This window comes from Streptococcus sp. ZY171113, assembly GCF_057748235.1.
This window is the reverse complement of sequence record NZ_CM173243.1, coordinates 339,529-355,715: the sequence shown is the minus strand read 5'-3', so window position 1 is coordinate 355,715 and position 16,187 is coordinate 339,529. Positions and strand designations below refer to the sequence as shown.

Genomic DNA, 16,187 nt, shown 5'->3' with positions numbered 1-16,187 from the left:
TTTTCGACAGTTGTCGTTTTTAAGTTAAAAATTAAAGACATTTGTAGAATGTCTGCCGTAAAAAATACTTTTGTTATTCTACAAAAGTCGTTTACAAGTATCATTCTACATTTGTCTTTGTTTTTTGTCAAGGCATTTGACTCGCTATTGTAAAAAAATTGAGGCTGGAAAACCAGCCTCTAATTGCCTTAATCGTCGTCATCGTCATCATCATCAGGGGTATCGTTATCATCTGATGGATCATCCACTTCGAGAGGAGCGATAGGTGCTACTGGTTCAGGAGCTGGTGGAACAACAACTGCTGCTGGAGCAAGAGGTTCTACCGCAGGCACTGGCTGGACCACTGATTCTTGACTGACTGGAACTGGTGTAGCAGGAACCTGAGTGACAGCCGTCCCCGATTGAGCTGCTGGGCTAGTAGTCGCTCGACCAACCCCTGTCTCCTGGGTCGAACTGGCCTCTGAGCTAGCAGCTGCTCCCGCCTCAGTCTGACTAGCACGCCCTGCTGAACTAGACGAGTTTGTCGAAGACGAGGGTTTTGTCTCCTCTTGAGTAGGGACAAGCACCTCGGCGGAGAGGGTTCTAACTTGGCCTGACCACTTGGAAATGGCGTAGGCATGGCGTTTCTTCTGATCAGAAACCCTGACCAGATAGAGGTCGGCCGTTTCAGATAATTCCCAGTCGGTCAAGGCCGATTGGGGTTGGTCCAAAGCCTGGCTGACCTTGGCCTTCAAGTCCTCTGGGCTGAGGCGGTTGATGGCCTTGGCCAAATCTGCCACCACTGGGGTGTTTTCCACCAGGGCAAAGACCGACCCTGAAAAGAGAAGGGAGGTCGCCACCATAAGGACCGCCAAACCAGTCAGGCTCTTGGCCGATGGTTCCGTGGAGACGATAGCCTCCATGCGACGTTTGAGGTTAAATTTATTGGAGTAGAAACAACTTGGCATGGCCGACGTCTTCTGACGACTCTGGTCAATCATGCTGATAATGGTTTCCCCGTAAAAGGTCCGATAGGCCTTGTCTTGATAGCTCAGCACATCATGGTCACAATAAGCCTCTGCCACCTCTTGGGTTTCCTTGGCCATAAAGGTAACCAAGGGATTGAACCAATGCAGGCTGGTCACCAAAACAGCCAGGAGATTGACGTAAATGTCACGGTGCTTAAAGTGGGTCAGTTCATGCTCAAAAATCAAATCCAGCTCATCGTCCGTGTAGTCCAGGTGCGGCAAAAGAATCATAGGATTTCTAAAACCGAGCAACATAGGCGTGTGAGTCAGGGGGTAGTGAACCACCTTAACGGGCTTGGTGATGGCCAAAAGCTCCTGGACAACCCCCAAACTGTCCAAGACATCCTGCTCAACCACAGGGGTTCCCCACCGCTTGAGCAGGTGCTGGAACCGCCAAATATGATAAACCTTCCAGCCTAAGCTAAGGGCTACACCAACAAACCAAACGACAATCAGGCTAGACAGCCAAGGAAAGGTCAGGATCTTGTCCCAGACCCCTGTTGGAGCAAGGCTAGTGGACGCTGTCTTCCCCAAACTAACCGTCGCTGCCAGGGGCTGTTCCAGCTGTCCCTTATCAATCTGAAAGAGGCCAGAGCCAAACTGCGGCCGCAGAGGCAATAAGAGGCTAAGGAGCAGGCTAATCCACAGAAAATACTTAATCCGAATCGAAATCTTGCCCTTGAGGCTATTGAACAAGAAACTGAGCCCCAAGGCTAGTAATGAGGTCACCAGACTCACAGCAACCAAAGAAACTAAGAGCAGGCCCATTTACTTGCCTCCCTTTTCTTGGAGAATGGTTTTGAGTTCGTCCAAGTCAGCATCGGACAGGTTCTGCTGCTGGAAGAGGGTCTTGACCAAATGGCCCAGAGAATTATTCTTAAAGCGGTTGAGAAAGTCCTTGGTCTCCACCGCCATGTACTCCTCCTCACCAATCAGGACGCTGTAATGCCGCTCCCTGCCCACTCGAACGCTTTTAAGAAAGCCCTTCTCAGCCAGACGGGCCAGGATGGTCAAGAGGGTCTGAGGTTTCCAGTCCTTGTCATGTTCCAGCTGCTCCATAATTCGGGCTGAGGTGATGGGCTCACCCAGTCGCCAGATGACCTTGAGCACTGCAAATTCTGAATCTGGTAGTCGTTTCACGTGTTTTTACTCCTTAGACAGATGGTTTCCTCTTTATTCTACATCTGTCTGTCTAATTGGTCAAGTAAAAGGACTGAAAATCTCTGCTGAAACAGACTTTTCCCAGTTTATGGTTTACATTTGCCAGCGTCTAGGCTATAATAGGACTAACGGATAAGTAACTTGCCTTGTCTTTTCAGAAAGTCTGCGGTCGCTGTGAGCAGATAGGATGACCAAGTGAAATTCTACCGTTACCGTTGACCAAGTGGTTGACACCCAAAATGTAATAACCAATCAAGGCACTTGTGCGAAGCTGGATGGAACCGCGTGACAACGCTCCAGCAGACCACTGGTGCTGTTTTTTATTAAGGAGGAACCCATCGTGTTAGACATCAAACGCCTACGCACCGATTTTGACGGTGTTGCCGAAAAACTTGCCCAACGGGGCGTGGCTCGCGAGAGCCTAGAAGAGCTCAAAGCCCTGGACGAAAAACGTCGTGAGCTCTTGGTTAAATCAGAAGAAGCCAAGGCCGAGCGTAACACGGCTTCTGAAGCCATCGCCCTTGCCAAACGCAACAAAGAAGATGCCAGCCAGCAAATCGCTGCCATGCAGGAGCTGTCTGCCAGCATCAAGGCCATCGACGCCGAACTGGCCACCATTGATGAGCAGCTGACCGCCATCATCACCGTCCTGCCCAACACAGCCCACGACAGCGTGCCAGTAGGTGCCGACGAGGAAGACAACGTGGAAGTTCGCCGCTGGGGTACCCCACGGGAATTTGACTTCGAGCCAAAGGCTCACTGGGACCTGGGTGAAGACCTGGACATCCTGGATTGGGAACGTGGCGCCAAAGTGACCGGTGCCCGCTTCCTCTTCTACAAGAAATTGGGTGCCCGCTTGGAACGTGCCCTCTACAACTTCATGTTGGACGAGCACGGCAAGTCTGGCTACCAGGAAATGGTGACCCCTTACATGGTCAACCGTGATTCCATGTTTGGTACAGGCCAGTATCCAAAATTCAAGGAAGACACCTTTGAGATTGCTGACGAGGAGCGGCCATTTGTCCTTATCCCAACAGCTGAAGTGCCTCTGACCAACTTCTACCGCAACGAGATTTTGGACGGCAAGGACCTGCCAATCTACTTAACCGCCATGAGCCCGTCTTTCCGTTCTGAGGCTGGTTCAGCTGGCCGTGACACCCGTGGCCTCATCCGCCTACACCAATTCCACAAGGTGGAGATGGTTAAATTTGCCAAGCCTGAAGAATCTTATGAGGAATTGGAGAAAATGACTGCTAACGCCGAAGGCATTCTCCAAAAACTGGGCCTGCCTTACCGTGTCTTGGCCCTCTGTACAGGGGACATGGGCTTCTCAGCCGCCAAGACCTACGACTTGGAGGTCTGGATTCCAGCCCAAAATGCCTACCGTGAGATTTCCTCTTGCTCTAACACCGAGGACTTCCAGGCCCGCCGTGCCCAAATCCGCTACCGCGACGAGGACGGCAAGGTCAAACTCCTCCACACCCTCAACGGCTCTGGTTTGGCCATCGGCCGTACCGTAGCTGCCATCCTGGAAAACTACCAGAACGCAGACGGTTCGGTGACCATTCCAGAAGTCCTTCGCCCTTACATGGGTGGGGTTGAGAAAATCGACGCCTAATCAGGCCAACAAGCCCCCCAAGGGGCTTGTTTTTCTGTCTTTTCCCTTAAATTTTGCTATAATAGACCCATGATCATCACCAAACTGGAAAAGAAAAAACGCCTCTACCTGCTGGAATTGGACGAGACCGAAAAACTCTATGTAACCGAAGACACCATTGTCCGCTTTTTTTTGACAAAGGGCAAAGCGGTCAGTCAGGAGGAACTAGAGGAGATTAAGACCTTTGCTCAGTTTTCTCACGGCAAGAACCTGGCCCTCTACCACCTGTCCTTCAAGGCTCGGACGGTCAAGGAAGTCAGAGACTATCTGACTGAGCATGAGATTGACACCGACATCATCGACCAGGTTGTCGCCAACCTCAAGGCTGACAAGTGGCTGGACGACCGCAAGTACACGAAGACCTACCTGCAAGGCAAGCTCCTATCTGGCGACAAGGGGCCTTATGTCCTCAGTCAGAAACTGGCTCAAAAAGGCATTGCCAAATCGCTCATTTCTGACTGCCTGGCCGACTTGGATTTTGACCCCCTGGCTGAGAAGATTGCTGAAAAACTGCTGAGAAAGTATCAGGGCAAAATCCCCCACCAGGCCCTGCTCAAAAAAATCCATCAGAACCTCTTGACCCGTGGCTTTTCTAGCCAGACTAGCAGCTCTGCCATTGCCCAGATCAGCCCCAAAAAGGACGAGGAAGAGGACTATGACTTGCTGCTGGCTGATTTGGAAAAGCAAGACCGCAAATACAGCCGCAAGTACCAGGGCTACGAGCTCAAACAGCGGCTCAAGCTGGCTCTAGTTCGTAAGGGGTATGAGTTTTCGGCCATCGATCGGGCTATTCGTGATTATTTTTAATGTTATTTTTGTGATATTGTGGTATAATGGTGGGGATAAACTGACTAGAAAGTTGGTGGGTTATGAAGTTACCTAAAGAAGGCGACTTTATTACGATTCAAAGTTATAAGCACGACGGCAACCACCATCGAACCTGGAAGGAGACCATGGTTCTCAAAACCACTGACCATGCGGTTATCGGGGTCAACGACCACACGCTGGTCACGGAAAACGACGGCCGCCGCTGGGTGACCAGAGAACCCGCTCTAGTGTATTTTCATAAAAAATTTTGGTTCAACGTGGTGGCCATGATTCGGGAGGATGGCATCGCCTACTACTGTAATATGGCCAGCCCCTACCTGATGGACCAGGAAGCCCTCAAGTACATCGACTACGACCTGGATGTTAAGGTCTTTGTTGACGGCACCAAAAAACTCCTCGACATCGAAGAGTATGAAAAGCACCGCCGCAAGATGGGCTATCCCACAGATTTGGACTACCTGCTCAAGGAAAACGTCAAAATCCTGGTGGACTGGATTAACAACCAAAAAGGCCCCTTCTCCAAGGACTTCGTTGAGATTTGGTACAGACGCTACTTAGAACTCAAGAATCGTTAAGTCATCCCCGCACCTGCCTTGGCAGGTGTTTTTTTCTTGGGGAAATTGCAGAGCTAAAAAGATTTTATGCCATAACTCTACTTTTTTACCAAAATCCTAACTTTCATGCTATAATAAAGAAAAGAACGAAAAGGAGGTCCAGCCATGCGACTGATAAATGTCACAAATAGCCACCTGGAAATGGTCAAGAACCAACTGAAAAACACCGACGCCATCCTGGTCGAGGTTTATTCAGCAGGTAATACCGATGTGATTTTTTCGCAAGCACCTACCCACTATGAACTCCTGATTACCAACAAGCACCGAGCCATCAAACCCATCGAGTTAGATAAGATTCGGGAGTTTTTCTTCAAGCGGAAAATCGACCCTGAGCGTGCCCTCATGGAACACGTCAGAACCATCCACACCGACCGACTGATTGAAATCTCCATCCCCTGCCGCTAAGGCTTAGAAAGGCCAAGCATGTCCATCAAGCTTGTAGCCGTTGACATCGACGGCACCCTATTGACTAGCAAAAAGGAATTGACCCCAGAGGTTAAGGAGGCCGTTGCTGCAGCCAAGGCCGCTGGCGTCAAGGTGGTCATCACCACCGGTCGCCCCATCGCTGGGGTCAAGACACTCCTAGACGACCTCAAGCTCCGTGATCCAGGCGATTACGTCATCACCTTCAACGGCGGCCTGGTTCAGGATACGGCAACTGGCGAGGATTTGGTCAAGGAAACCCTGACCTATGAGGACTACCTGGATTTGGAACTCCTGGCCCGAAAACTGGGAGTTCACATGCACGCCATCACCAAGGAAGGGATTTACACCGCCAACCGTGACATCGGCAAATACACCATCCACGAGGCCACCTTGGTCAACATGCCCGTCTTTTATCGGACACCAGAAGAAATGACTGACAAGGAAATTGTCAAAATCATGTTTATTGATGAGCCTGCCATTCTGGACTCCGCCATCGCTAAGATTCCTGCCGACTACCATGACCGTTTCGGTCTGGTCAAATCCACCCCTTTCTACCTGGAAGTGGTCAAAAAGACCGTCAGCAAGGGCAATGCCATCAAGCACTTGGCTGAAAAACTGGGCATCGACATGAGCCAGACCATGGCCATCGGAGACGAGGAAAACGACCGTGCCATGCTGGAAATCGTTGCCCTTCCTGTTGTCATGGCAAACGGTAACCCTGAACTCAAAAAAATCGCCAAGCACATCACCCTCTCCAACGACGAGAGCGGTGTCGCCCACGCCATCACCACCTGGGTATTGACTGACTAATCATCAAAGACCAGCACCACCAGATTAGCAGATAACCCATCGTCTAGTGTATTGTGGACGAAGCTAACCTAAACCTCAGAAACGATACCTGAACAATCATCAGCAAAAACGACTGGACAGCCGCCAGTCGATTTTTTCAATCCCAAACAACTAGAAAAGCAACATATGGTTAGGGCACAGCCCAAGCCGCAACCTAGCCTCCCCCTGTCTGGATAGATCAGTCACTCCTTCCCTTTTCAACACCCTTTTCCCAAAAAACAACAAAGCGGCTGGGACAAGTCCCAACCGCTTTAAACTGTTTAGTTAATCGCAGACAAGAGGGCCAAGAAGCTAGCAGGCTCAAGGGAAGCACCGCCAACAAGGGCACCGTCAACGTCTGGGCAAGCCATGTACTCAGCGATGTTAGCTGGGTTCACAGAGCCGCCGTACTGCACGCGAACCTTGTCAGCCACCTCTTGACCGAAGTCAGCGGCAACCACGTCACGAACAGCCTTACACATGGTTTGAGCGTCATCTTTAGTAGCAGATTTACCAGTACCGATGGCCCAGATTGGCTCATAAGCGATAACCAGTGATGCCACTTGGTCAGCAGTCAGGCCTTTAAGGGCAGCGGACACTTGAGCACCTACAAACTCAACAGCCTTACCAGCTTCGTAGAGCTCCAAAGACTCACCACAGCAGATGATTGGTGTCAAGCCGTTACGCAAAATAGCTTGCGCTTTTTTGTTGATGTCCTCGTCAGTTTCGTGGAAGTAGTCACGACGCTCTGAGTGGCCGATGATAACGTAGTCAAGCCCCATATCAGCCAATACTTTTGGAGATGTTTCACCGGTGAAGGCACCTGCATCTTCAAAGTAGCAGTTTTGAGCAGCAACTTTCAGGTCTGAGCCTGTGCTTGCAAATTTTACGGCGTTAAGGAGGAGCGGAGAAGCTCCGACAACAGCTTCAACAAGATCTGCTGATGGCAGTTGACCTTTCACTTCTTCAACGAAGCTCATGGCTTCTTGAACATTCTTGTTCATTTTCCAGTTTCCAGCGATAATTGGTTTACGTGACATGCACACACCTCTTCTATTTTTATTTACCTCTTTATTTTACCATAATTCCCGCTGACAAGAAAGGTTTTTGTGAGTTTCTAGACAAGAAAAAGGCCCTTTCGGGCCTTTTTCGGTGTCTGACTTAAATTATTCTTGGGAAATCAAGCGAATTATGCTTCGATTGATGAAACGATACCTGAACCAACAGTACGGCCACCCTCACGGATTGAGAATGTCGTACCTTGTTCAACGGCGATTGGGTGGATCAACTCAACGTCGATAGCCACGTTATCACCAGGCATTACCATTTCAGTACCAGCTGGCAACTTGATTGAACCGGTAACGTCAGTTGTACGGAAGTAGAACTGAGGACGGTAGTTGTCGAAGAATGGCGTGTGACGGCCACCTTCTTCTTTAGTAAGGATGTAAACCTCACCTTTGAACTTGGTGTGTGGGTTGATTGAACCTGGTTTAGAGATAACTTGACCACGCTCAATCTCGTCACGTTGTACACCACGGAGCAAGATACCAACGTTGTCACCAGCAAGACCTTCGTCAAGCTGTTTACGGAACATCTCAACACCAGTTACGATAGCTTTACGCTTCTCTTCTTGCAAACCAACGATTTCGATTTCGTCGTTGACACGAACAGTACCACGGTCGATACGACCTGAAGCTACTGTACCACGACCAGTGATTGAGAACACGTCCTCGACTGGCAACAAGAGTGGCTTGTCAGTGTCACGCTCTGGTTCTGGAATGTAGCTGTCAACAGTAGCCATCAATTCCATAACGATGTCTTCGTACTTCTCGTCACCTTCAAGGGCTTTAAGAGCTGAACCTTGGATAACTGGAAGATCGTCACCTGGGAAGTCGTATTCTGAAAGAAGGTCACGGATTTCCATCTCAACCAACTCAAGGAGTTCTTCGTCGTCAACAAGGTCAATCTTGTTCATGAAGACGATAAGGTGTTTAACACCTACCTGACGAGAAAGAAGGATGTGCTCACGAGTTTGTGGCATTGGACCGTCAGTAGAAGCTACTACGAGAATCGCACCGTCCATCTGAGCGGCACCAGTGATCATGTTTTTAACGTAGTCCGCGTGACCTGGGGCGTCGATGTGAGCGTAGTGACGAGTTTCAGTTTCGTACTCAACGTGTGCAGTGTTGATAGTGATACCGCGCTCGCGCTCTTCTGGAGCAGCATCGATAGACGCGTAGTCTTTTGGTTGGTTAACTGATGAAGGCAAGCGACGTGCCAATACAGTTGTGATAGCTGCAGTCAGGGTAGTTTTACCGTGGTCAACGTGTCCGATGGTACCAACGTTAACGTGGGGTTTGCTACGATCGTATTTTTCTTTTGCCATTTTGGAAAAAGCCTCCGTATAAAATATATTTTATAGACAGACAGTAGGCAATACAGTCTAATCTTACTTTACTATTCTATCAGATTATGAGGAAAATGCAAGTATTTTGTGTCCATTTCCAAAATTATTCTACATCGAGGGTGTGATAGGGCTGAATGGTCACATGTTGGCCGATGTTTGAGCCAAAAATCCAAGGCTGGTTCTGCAACGGTGCAAAGTCTTCTGCTCGACCAGTCAGGATGACACCTGCAAACTTAGCCGTCTTGGCGTCTGGGTTAGCCGCTAAGTAGGCCTTGGCATCCTCACTCAAGTGATAGGCATGGTCTCCCATGCCATAAGAGTGTTCAAGCATCTTCTGGTCAATGGCCTCTTGCAGTTTGCCAACAAAATGGGTATAGCCGTTTTGACGGGCTTGTTCTGGGGTCACATCAGCTGGTTCTGGCCGGCTATCCAAGTAGTCCTGCAAGGCTTTGCCACTTAGTTTATTGAGTTTGGTCAGTTCTTCTTGCACGTCTTGGTAGCTTTGTGGAGCAGAACTGCCGTCATAGCCAAGTGGCAGGGCTAGACTGGTATCAAAGGGGGTCGTGGTGCCAATCCAGTACCAGTTGACCTTGAGGTTATCTGGGACCAGCTCTGCTATTTCTTCAAAACTATAAGGCTTATCAAAGGTGACCGCCATCTCGACGGCTTGACCGCTCATCTGAGGTAGGTGGGCGATGTCCTGGGTCACAGCCATCTGCCGATGGCCCACGCGGTAATCAAACTTGGTGTTGTAAAAAACGGGAATCTTGTAACCCTGACCGTAGGTGTAAAGGCCTGTGTTCCCCTCATCGAAATAGCCTCGTGGAAAACGCACAGGATCAGCAACTGGACGAAGGGCATAGGGAAACGCCATCGTCTCATAGGGCACTGTGATACCCGCAATGTCCTTGGTCTGATCCACATGGAAGGAACCGGTGTACTGAGAAGTCGCCTCAAAATAGGCCGTCTGGCTCTCGATATTAGGCAGGCTGATGGCTTGCAGGGTTCTGTAATAATCATGGATTTCCCAAGCGTTATGAGAGGTCAAGCGAGCCAAGCCCATGTGGGCAAGGCCCAAACTGGTCAGGGTCAGACCTGTGGCGATAAGACTTGTTTTGAGCAGGTTTTTGCGTTTGGATTTTTTAGCAGCAATTTCAAAAGTTTTCATGGGAGTGTCCTTTCTTTAGTCATTGAGGAGGCTCTGAGCATCGAAGCCCTGGCCCTCCAAATCACGTTTTAGGGCCTTCCTGGCCCGAAAGAGGGTGGTTTTGACCTTGGCCTGGCTCATGCCTAAGAGCTGGCTGATGGCTTTGACAGAGAGGTCTTGGAAATAGTAGGCATCGATAACAAGGGCTTGAAGGTCTTTGAGGCGACCGACCGCCTGGTAGAGAAAGTCGAAATCATCTCGGTCAAAGGCTGTCACCTGATCTGGGGTAAAAAAGTCTAACTGCACGAGCTCATGGTAGCGTTTGTCCCGTCGGTACTTGTCGATATAGGCCCGAATGGCAGAGCGGTAAAGCCAAGCCCTGATCTTGTCATAGGGTAAAACCAGTTCTGCCTCCAAGAGCTTAATCAAAACATCCTGGGCAATGTCTTGGCTGTCGGCTGGGCTAGCACCAGCCTTTTGCAGGTAGAAAGAGATTTCCTTGGCCATGGCCACCACATCGTTTTCGTAATCGTCTAAGCGTATCTGGCTCACCCCCTTTCTCACTATTATAACGAACGAGAATGGGATTTGGTTACAACAGACGGAAAATTTTTTCAACAACATCAAACCAAGGTTGACCGTTCTCTTATTTTACTGTTGGCACTAGTCTTGCTATTTGGTGACCATTTTGTCACCAAAATCGTCACCTACTGGTCACACTCAAGGTGTATAATGGAAATAAGCAAAAGAAACGAGGACACCAAGATGACCATTTTAAGTTGTGACAACCTGACCAAGACCTATGGCCAAGGCGAGACCCTCTTAACCGCCCTGGACGGGGTCAGCTTTTCTGTTCAAAAGGGCGAATTTGTTGCCATCGTTGGCCCATCAGGCAGCGGGAAATCGACCCTGCTCCACCTGCTGGGTGGGGTTGACCGCCCGACGGCTGGACAGGTCTTGATTGGTGGGCAGGACATCAATCAATTTAAGGAAGACAAACTGGCTATTTTCAGGCGGCGGCATGTCGGTCTGATTTACCAGTTTTACAACCTCCTTCCCATGTTGACAGTCGAGGAAAACATCTGCCTGCCCCACCTCTTGGACGGGCGACCACTGGACCAAGAACGCTTGGACAACTTTGTCAACTACCTGGGGCTGGACAAACACCGCACCCATCTACCCAACCAACTCTCGGGTGGCCAACAGCAACGGACAGCTGTCGGCCGAGCCCTCTACAGCCACCCCGATATCCTGCTCTGCGATGAACCAACAGGCAACTTGGACCGCAAAAATAGCGAGGACATTCTCCACTTACTGAAAGCAGCCAACCGTGACTACCAGCAGACCATTATCCTCATCACCCACGATGAACGCATCGCCCTTGAGGCAGACCGCCTAATCACCATCGAGGATGGTCGCTTGATCAGCGACGACCTGCTTCGAACCAAACTCTAGGAGCCCCTTATGACCCGATACCTAATTATCCTCAAGGTCAGTTTTCTGGCCCTAAAAAAGAACCTGGGTCGCTTTGTCCTGACCCTGACTGGCATTGCCCTCATGATTGCCCTCATGACCTGCGTCTTTGTTGGCAAGGACACCAGTTTGACCTACCTGACCAAGGTCGCCCAGCACCATACTGGCAAAGCTCATGTGACTATTTTTGGGCTCAATAAGGCTGAGCAGGACACCATTAGCAACCAGAGGCATGTGACGGCTTCTGCCCTGTCAGTTGACCGCGGCCTCAGCCTTTTAGACCAAGCTCCCAAACCCGAGAAACCCTTTCTCTCGCTTAAAGAATACTCACCCAACTACCTGGACTGGTCTCCTCTACAACTGACTGAAGGGCGTTTCCCAAAAACTGCCCATGAAGTGGTTCTCAGCCAGAGTCTGTTGGCAGACGGTAGCACCCTGAAACTGGGGGACGAGATTAGTGTCGATACCTTCCGTCGCCAACTGACCAACAAGGGAAGGAACAAGACCGTCTTTCCCTTCCTAGACTTCATCATCGAGCCTGGGCAAACCCTAGACCTACCTCAGAAATTCGGTGTTTTTCCCGCAAACGATCCTTTTCATGACCAGCATGAAGAGACCCGTATTCCGACCAATTTCCAAGCCACTTATACCGTGGTCGGTTTTATCCAACCAACCAGTTTTGAAGAGGGCTCTGCCTTTTACTCGGCCATCACAGTCAATCCCGACCTGGCTGAGACAGCTGAAACAGCCAACCTGTCCCTGATTCTGGATCACGACACCATGCCAAACGACTTCCTCTACCAGTTGCGTAAAGACGGCAAATCCTTAGAGGTCAACGAGATCCTGATGACCGTATCAGGCTTGACCACAGGTAGTAGTGTTTCCAAAATTTTCTTCCTCATGCAAGGCTTCTTTGTCAGTCTGATTATGGTGGTGGCGGTGGTACTTATTGCCAACATCTTCCAGCTGTCCTACGAGGACAGGGCCAGCTACCTGAGCCTCTTAACCTCGATTGGGGCGACCAGAAGCCAACGCCGCATCAGTGTCTATTTGGAAGCCTTCTGTCTCTTTTTGCTGGCTCTACCGCTGGGCATCGGTGCTGGGTTTGGCTTGGTCCTCCTGGGGCTTGGTTTGATTAAATCAAACTTAGTTAATCTGGTGAGTTTGGGTGGTCCAGAATTGACCGCCTTGAGGGTTGACCTCAGGGTCTCACCCAGCAATCTGCTCCTAACAGCCTTGGTTAGCCTCTTGACCATTCTACTGGCTGCTTCTGGTCCAGCTCGCCAACTGACTAAGCTATCCCCCATGGATGGCCTGAAAAAGCGTCAGACCCTGACACTAGACAAGGTGAACAAACGCCGCTGGTTGAGCATCTCTGCCATGTCCCAAAAACTACCAAAAACGACGAGAGCCCTCAACCACCTCATGGCTAAGCGCTTTATCCGCCTGCAGGGGCATAAGAGTCGGAGCATCGTTACCGCTCTGGTTGCTTTTATGGTGGTGCTGGCGGTGACTAGCTACACGGGGCAACTGACCCGTGAGGTGTTTCGCCACCGGATCTCAGATGTTCGCGGTCCTCAGCTGAAATTAGGAACTGGCGCAGACTATAAACAGTTTATCCCCTTATCCAATGCCAATCCTGATACAGTCGCCCAGCTGACCGCTGATATTAAGGCTGTTGCTGGTGCAGACCAGGTGGTTGAGAGCCGGATGGAACGTTACTTTGGTGTTACCCAAGACAGCATTCTCAGTCAAGAAGTGGCCGAAAAACAGGAATTGATTCTCAGGCAATACCTTTCTCCTGAGGAACTTGAGGAGTGGAAAACTCATGGAGTTGCTCCAGATTCTTCTGTCGCCATTCTCGGTTTAGACCAGACCAGTTTTGAAAAAATCCTGACCGCTTCTGGGGGCCAAGTCACTGATCAGGACTACCCTGTCATCCTCTACAACACCATGGAATTGACCACCAAAAACATGATGGTAGCTGGCCGACATGCTAAGGATTTCGCCTTCTACCAAATCAATCAGGCGACCAGCCTAACAGCTGGGGACCAGTTTCCTTTGGGACTCTGGCAGGCGATGGAGAATGACAAGCCCGTCTACAAGTGGTTAGATTTGGATATCGTTGGCCTCACTAATGGTCAAGACCTTAAAGGAATCTTGTCCGGAGGAGACGAAAGTGTCTGGCTGATTACCACATTGGACACCCTGGATAAAATCCGCCAGGAAAGCCGTCCGGAGATTGCTCAACCCGAACGGGTCCTGTCTTTCAAATTGAATCTGGAGCAAGCTGACCAGCAAGCTTTTTGGGAACAGCTCCAAAACCTGCCAAAAGATGATTTTGCCGTCATCGATGGTGAGGTTGTGGAAGATGGGCTTAAAACTCAGCTGGAACAGGTTCTAACTGTGGTCTTGGTGAGTTTCATCATTCTGACCAGTCTGATTAGCCTGCTTAATCTCTTTAGCTCGACCTCTGGTCTCATGGCCAGTCGACGGCAGGAGCTGGCCATGCTGGCTTCCCAGGGCATGAGCATCAAGCAACTTAGACAATTGGTCACCCTAGAACTTCTTCTTCTCTTTGGGCAAAGTCTACTCTGGGGCCTGCCAATTATTGGTCTCTTGATTTGGGGAACCACCCAAGCCGTCATGAGTCAGATTGGTGGCTTCACCCCAAGCTTTCCTTTTTCCGTCCTTCTAGTTATAATAGGAGTAGGTCTACTGGTTGTGCTCTTGGCTCGCTTGAGCTTTGGGCAGCTGACAAAAAGGCCACTGATTGACTACTTGAAGCAGGAAAGGGGATAAATGCCCATGATTTTACTGGTTGAAGATGACCCCATGATTGTTGATGGCCTGCGTTTGGCCCTAGAATTGGACAAGTGGTCCTTGCTCGTTGCCCAGACCAAGGCAGAGGCTTTGACTATCATCCAGTCGCCTCAAGTGAAAGAGATTGCCCTCTATTTGTTAGACATGGGCCTGCCGGACGGAACCGGTTTGGAGATTTGCCAGGTGATTCGGCAAACCAGCCAGACCCCCATTATCTTTCTGACTGCCCACGACGATGAGGTTCATACTGTTCTCGCACTTGAAGCAGGGGCAGATGATTACTTGGCCAAGCCCTTTCGGATTCAGGAATTACGGGCCCGTATCAAGGCTGTTCTGAGGCGGTCTGACCGAACCAGTTCCGTCAAGCACCTCCATACCATCGGGAGAATTCAGGTTAATACCCAGACCGCTCGGGTTCATTCAGGGCAGGAGGAAATTGTGCTAACAGGGGCAGACTATCGTTTGCTGTCAATCTTGATTCATCATCGGGGACAGGTCTTGAGCCGCCAACACTTGTTGGACAGCCTTTTTCAAGAGGCTGGGGAATTTGTCACTGATAATAGTCTGACAGTAGCCATCAAGCGACTACGGCAAAAGCTGGGTGATCCTAACGGCAGCTATCTGGAAACCATTCGAGGCCTGGGTTATCGGCTCAAAAAGGAGGACTGAAGATGACCGTCTTGTTAAGCCTCCTTCTCGCCCTCTTAGCAGCTCTGCTATTGACCCAAAAAAGACGGCATAAAAGAGAACTCCAGACCTTGAGCGACTACCTGCTTCTGGTGCAGGACAGGCGGGAGGTGCCGCCAATCAGCGACCAGGCTGAAGGAGAAAGCCAGGTCTTACGTAGTGAAATTTATAAGGTGGCTAGCCTGCTTCAGCGTCAGTTTGAGGAAGAGGCTAGGCGAAACCACCACATGGCGGAGATGCTGGCTAATATCTCCCACCAGCTCAAGACACCGCTGACCTCTCTGACCCTGCTCTGCGACCTTTTACAGGAACCCGACCTGTCACCCGAAGATCGGACAGTCTGCCTGACCAAGATGAGCGGCCAGCTGGAACGGATGACTTGGTTGATTAAGTTGATTTTAACCACTGCCCAAATTGATGCCCAGGTCATCAACTTCAAACCTCAGAAGGTGAACTGGCAGGACCTGCTGGTAGGTGTGTTCAAGGAATTGGAGCCACTAGCTCTGAAACGTCAGGTTCGCCTCATCAGTCACGTCGACCAAAAAGCTCATCTGGTCTGCGACCCTAACTGGACCAAGGAAGCCATCAGCAACGTGGTAAAAAATGCCCTGGAGCACTCGCCAGCAGGGAGCCAAGTAGAGCTAACCGTCACAGCGACCGCTCTTTATAGCGATTTGGTCATCAAAGACCAAGGGAGCGGGATTGCTCCCGAGGACCTGCCCCACATCTTCGATCGTTTTTACAAGGGCCAAACGGCGAAACCAGAAACTGTCGGTATCGGACTTGCCCTCGCTAAGCAAATCATCACGCGGCAACAAGGGCATATCACCGCCTCCAGTCAACTGGGCCAGGGTAGCCAGTTTCACATCCGATTTTATAAAAAAACCTAGGCTAGTCTTCCTAACCTAGGTTATTTTTATGGTCAATAGCAGAGCTGTGAATTAAGAACCTGTATTCACATCTCAGCATTCACCTGACTGGCTAGTTTCGGCTCACTCTTTGTCACATTTTTTGGTAATACGGGTAGTATTTCTGCAAAAATGTTTCTCGATTGCACCAAAACTAGCCTAGTCAATCAAATACTTCGATTGTGAATACCGGTTCTAAGATTTGGATGGTTAAAACCACT

15 protein-coding genes are annotated in these 16,187 nt (G+C 50.1%); 9 read left to right on the top strand and 6 right to left on the bottom strand.

What is annotated here, in order from left to right; translation table 11 throughout:
* Window positions 1–188 precede the first annotated feature (188 nt).
* On the bottom strand, window positions 189–1,775 hold the full coding sequence (locus AC3ARB_RS01795) for a M56 family metallopeptidase (protein WP_488320882.1): 1,587 nt from the start codon (window positions 1,773–1,775) through the stop codon (window positions 189–191).
* Window positions 1,776–2,147, bottom strand: a complete 372-nt coding sequence (locus tag AC3ARB_RS01790; protein ID WP_488320881.1) for a BlaI/MecI/CopY family transcriptional regulator — start codon at window positions 2,145–2,147, stop codon at window positions 1,776–1,778.
* Between the two features lie 361 nt (window positions 2,148–2,508).
* Between AC3ARB_RS01790 and serS the strand changes: the two genes are divergently transcribed.
* The 5 genes from serS to yidA all read left to right on the top strand — a co-directional run bounded on the left by serS (window position 2,509) and on the right by yidA (window position 6,503).
* Complete coding sequence (serS, locus tag AC3ARB_RS01785) at window positions 2,509–3,786, top strand: serine--tRNA ligase (protein WP_488320880.1); 1,278 nt, start codon at window positions 2,509–2,511, stop codon at window positions 3,784–3,786.
* A gap of 69 nt (window positions 3,787–3,855) precedes the next feature.
* Window positions 3,856–4,632, top strand: coding sequence for a recombination regulator RecX (gene recX / locus AC3ARB_RS01780; RefSeq protein WP_488320879.1), 777 nt, complete (start codon window positions 3,856–3,858; stop codon window positions 4,630–4,632).
* Window positions 4,633–4,694: 62 nt separating this feature from the next.
* Complete coding sequence (gene ntdP / locus AC3ARB_RS01775; protein ID WP_488320878.1) at window positions 4,695–5,228, top strand: nucleoside tri-diphosphate phosphatase; 534 nt, start codon at window positions 4,695–4,697, stop codon at window positions 5,226–5,228.
* 144 nt (window positions 5,229–5,372) lie between these two features.
* Window positions 5,373–5,672: a DUF1827 family protein gene (locus tag AC3ARB_RS01770; RefSeq protein ID WP_488320877.1), complete on the top strand. Its 300-nt coding sequence runs from the start codon at window positions 5,373–5,375 to the stop codon at window positions 5,670–5,672.
* An 18-nt stretch (window positions 5,673–5,690) separates the two neighbouring features.
* Window positions 5,691–6,503 (top strand): sugar-phosphatase, encoded by an 813-nt coding sequence (gene yidA, locus AC3ARB_RS01765; protein WP_488320876.1) that lies wholly within the window; start codon window positions 5,691–5,693, stop codon window positions 6,501–6,503.
* A 299-nt stretch (window positions 6,504–6,802) separates the two neighbouring features.
* Here the strand turns inward: yidA and tpiA are convergent, their stop codons facing one another.
* The 4 genes from tpiA to AC3ARB_RS01745 all read right to left on the bottom strand — a co-directional run bounded on the left by tpiA (window position 6,803) and on the right by AC3ARB_RS01745 (window position 10,582).
* Window positions 6,803–7,561, bottom strand: a complete 759-nt coding sequence (tpiA, locus tag AC3ARB_RS01760; protein WP_488320875.1) for a triose-phosphate isomerase — start codon at window positions 7,559–7,561, stop codon at window positions 6,803–6,805.
* A 149-nt stretch (window positions 7,562–7,710) separates the two neighbouring features.
* Complete coding sequence (gene tuf / locus AC3ARB_RS01755) at window positions 7,711–8,907, bottom strand: elongation factor Tu (RefSeq protein WP_488320874.1); 1,197 nt, start codon at window positions 8,905–8,907, stop codon at window positions 7,711–7,713.
* Window positions 8,908–9,031: 124 nt separating this feature from the next.
* Window positions 9,032–10,096, bottom strand: coding sequence for an anti sigma factor C-terminal domain-containing protein (locus AC3ARB_RS01750; protein ID WP_488320873.1), 1,065 nt, complete (start codon window positions 10,094–10,096; stop codon window positions 9,032–9,034).
* Window positions 10,097–10,111: 15 nt separating this feature from the next.
* Window positions 10,112–10,582 (bottom strand): RNA polymerase sigma factor, encoded by a 471-nt coding sequence (locus AC3ARB_RS01745; protein ID WP_488321517.1) that lies wholly within the window; start codon window positions 10,580–10,582, stop codon window positions 10,112–10,114.
* Between the two features lie 258 nt (window positions 10,583–10,840).
* On the opposite strand from AC3ARB_RS01745, the gene AC3ARB_RS01740 reads away from it, so the two are divergent.
* From AC3ARB_RS01740 to AC3ARB_RS01725, 4 genes are read left to right on the top strand one after another with little or no spacing between them, the layout of a single operon-like run.
* Entirely contained in the window at window positions 10,841–11,530 is a 690-nt protein-coding gene (locus tag AC3ARB_RS01740; protein ID WP_488320872.1) for an ABC transporter ATP-binding protein, read from the top strand.
* Between the two features lie 9 nt (window positions 11,531–11,539).
* A complete protein-coding gene (locus AC3ARB_RS01735) occupies window positions 11,540–14,350 on the top strand; it encodes an ABC transporter permease (protein ID WP_488320871.1) in 2,811 nt (936 codons plus the stop codon).
* The gene (locus AC3ARB_RS01730; protein ID WP_488320870.1) at window positions 14,351–15,040 is read left to right on the top strand and encodes a response regulator transcription factor; all 690 of its coding nucleotides are present in this window, start codon (window positions 14,351–14,353) and stop codon (window positions 15,038–15,040) included.
* Window positions 15,041–15,042: 2 nt separating this feature from the next.
* Entirely contained in the window at window positions 15,043–15,948 is a 906-nt protein-coding gene (locus AC3ARB_RS01725) for a sensor histidine kinase (RefSeq protein ID WP_488320869.1), read from the top strand.
* The last annotated feature ends 239 nt before the right edge of the window (window positions 15,949–16,187 follow it).

Coding starts and splice junctions, on each gene's coding strand:
- AC3ARB_RS01795 (WP_488320882.1), bottom strand. CDS start 1,775: ATGGGCCTGCTCTTAGTTTCTTTGGTTGCTGTGAGTCTGGTGACCTCA.
- recX (WP_488320879.1), top strand. CDS start 3,856: ATGATCATCACCAAACTGGAAAAGAAAAAACGCCTCTACCTGCTGGAA.
- ntdP (WP_488320878.1), top strand. CDS start 4,695: ATGAAGTTACCTAAAGAAGGCGACTTTATTACGATTCAAAGTTATAAG.
- AC3ARB_RS01770 (WP_488320877.1), top strand. CDS start 5,373: ATGCGACTGATAAATGTCACAAATAGCCACCTGGAAATGGTCAAGAAC.
- yidA (WP_488320876.1), top strand. CDS start 5,691: ATGTCCATCAAGCTTGTAGCCGTTGACATCGACGGCACCCTATTGACT.
- tpiA (WP_488320875.1), bottom strand. CDS start 7,561: ATGTCACGTAAACCAATTATCGCTGGAAACTGGAAAATGAACAAGAAT.
- tuf (WP_488320874.1), bottom strand. CDS start 8,907: ATGGCAAAAGAAAAATACGATCGTAGCAAACCCCACGTTAACGTTGGT.
- AC3ARB_RS01750 (WP_488320873.1), bottom strand. CDS start 10,096: ATGAAAACTTTTGAAATTGCTGCTAAAAAATCCAAACGCAAAAACCTG.
- AC3ARB_RS01745 (WP_488321517.1), bottom strand. CDS start 10,582: ATGGCCAAGGAAATCTCTTTCTACCTGCAAAAGGCTGGTGCTAGCCCA.
- AC3ARB_RS01740 (WP_488320872.1), top strand. CDS start 10,841: ATGACCATTTTAAGTTGTGACAACCTGACCAAGACCTATGGCCAAGGC.
- AC3ARB_RS01735 (WP_488320871.1), top strand. CDS start 11,540: ATGACCCGATACCTAATTATCCTCAAGGTCAGTTTTCTGGCCCTAAAA.
- AC3ARB_RS01730 (WP_488320870.1), top strand. CDS start 14,351: ATGCCCATGATTTTACTGGTTGAAGATGACCCCATGATTGTTGATGGC.
- AC3ARB_RS01725 (WP_488320869.1), top strand. CDS start 15,043: ATGACCGTCTTGTTAAGCCTCCTTCTCGCCCTCTTAGCAGCTCTGCTA.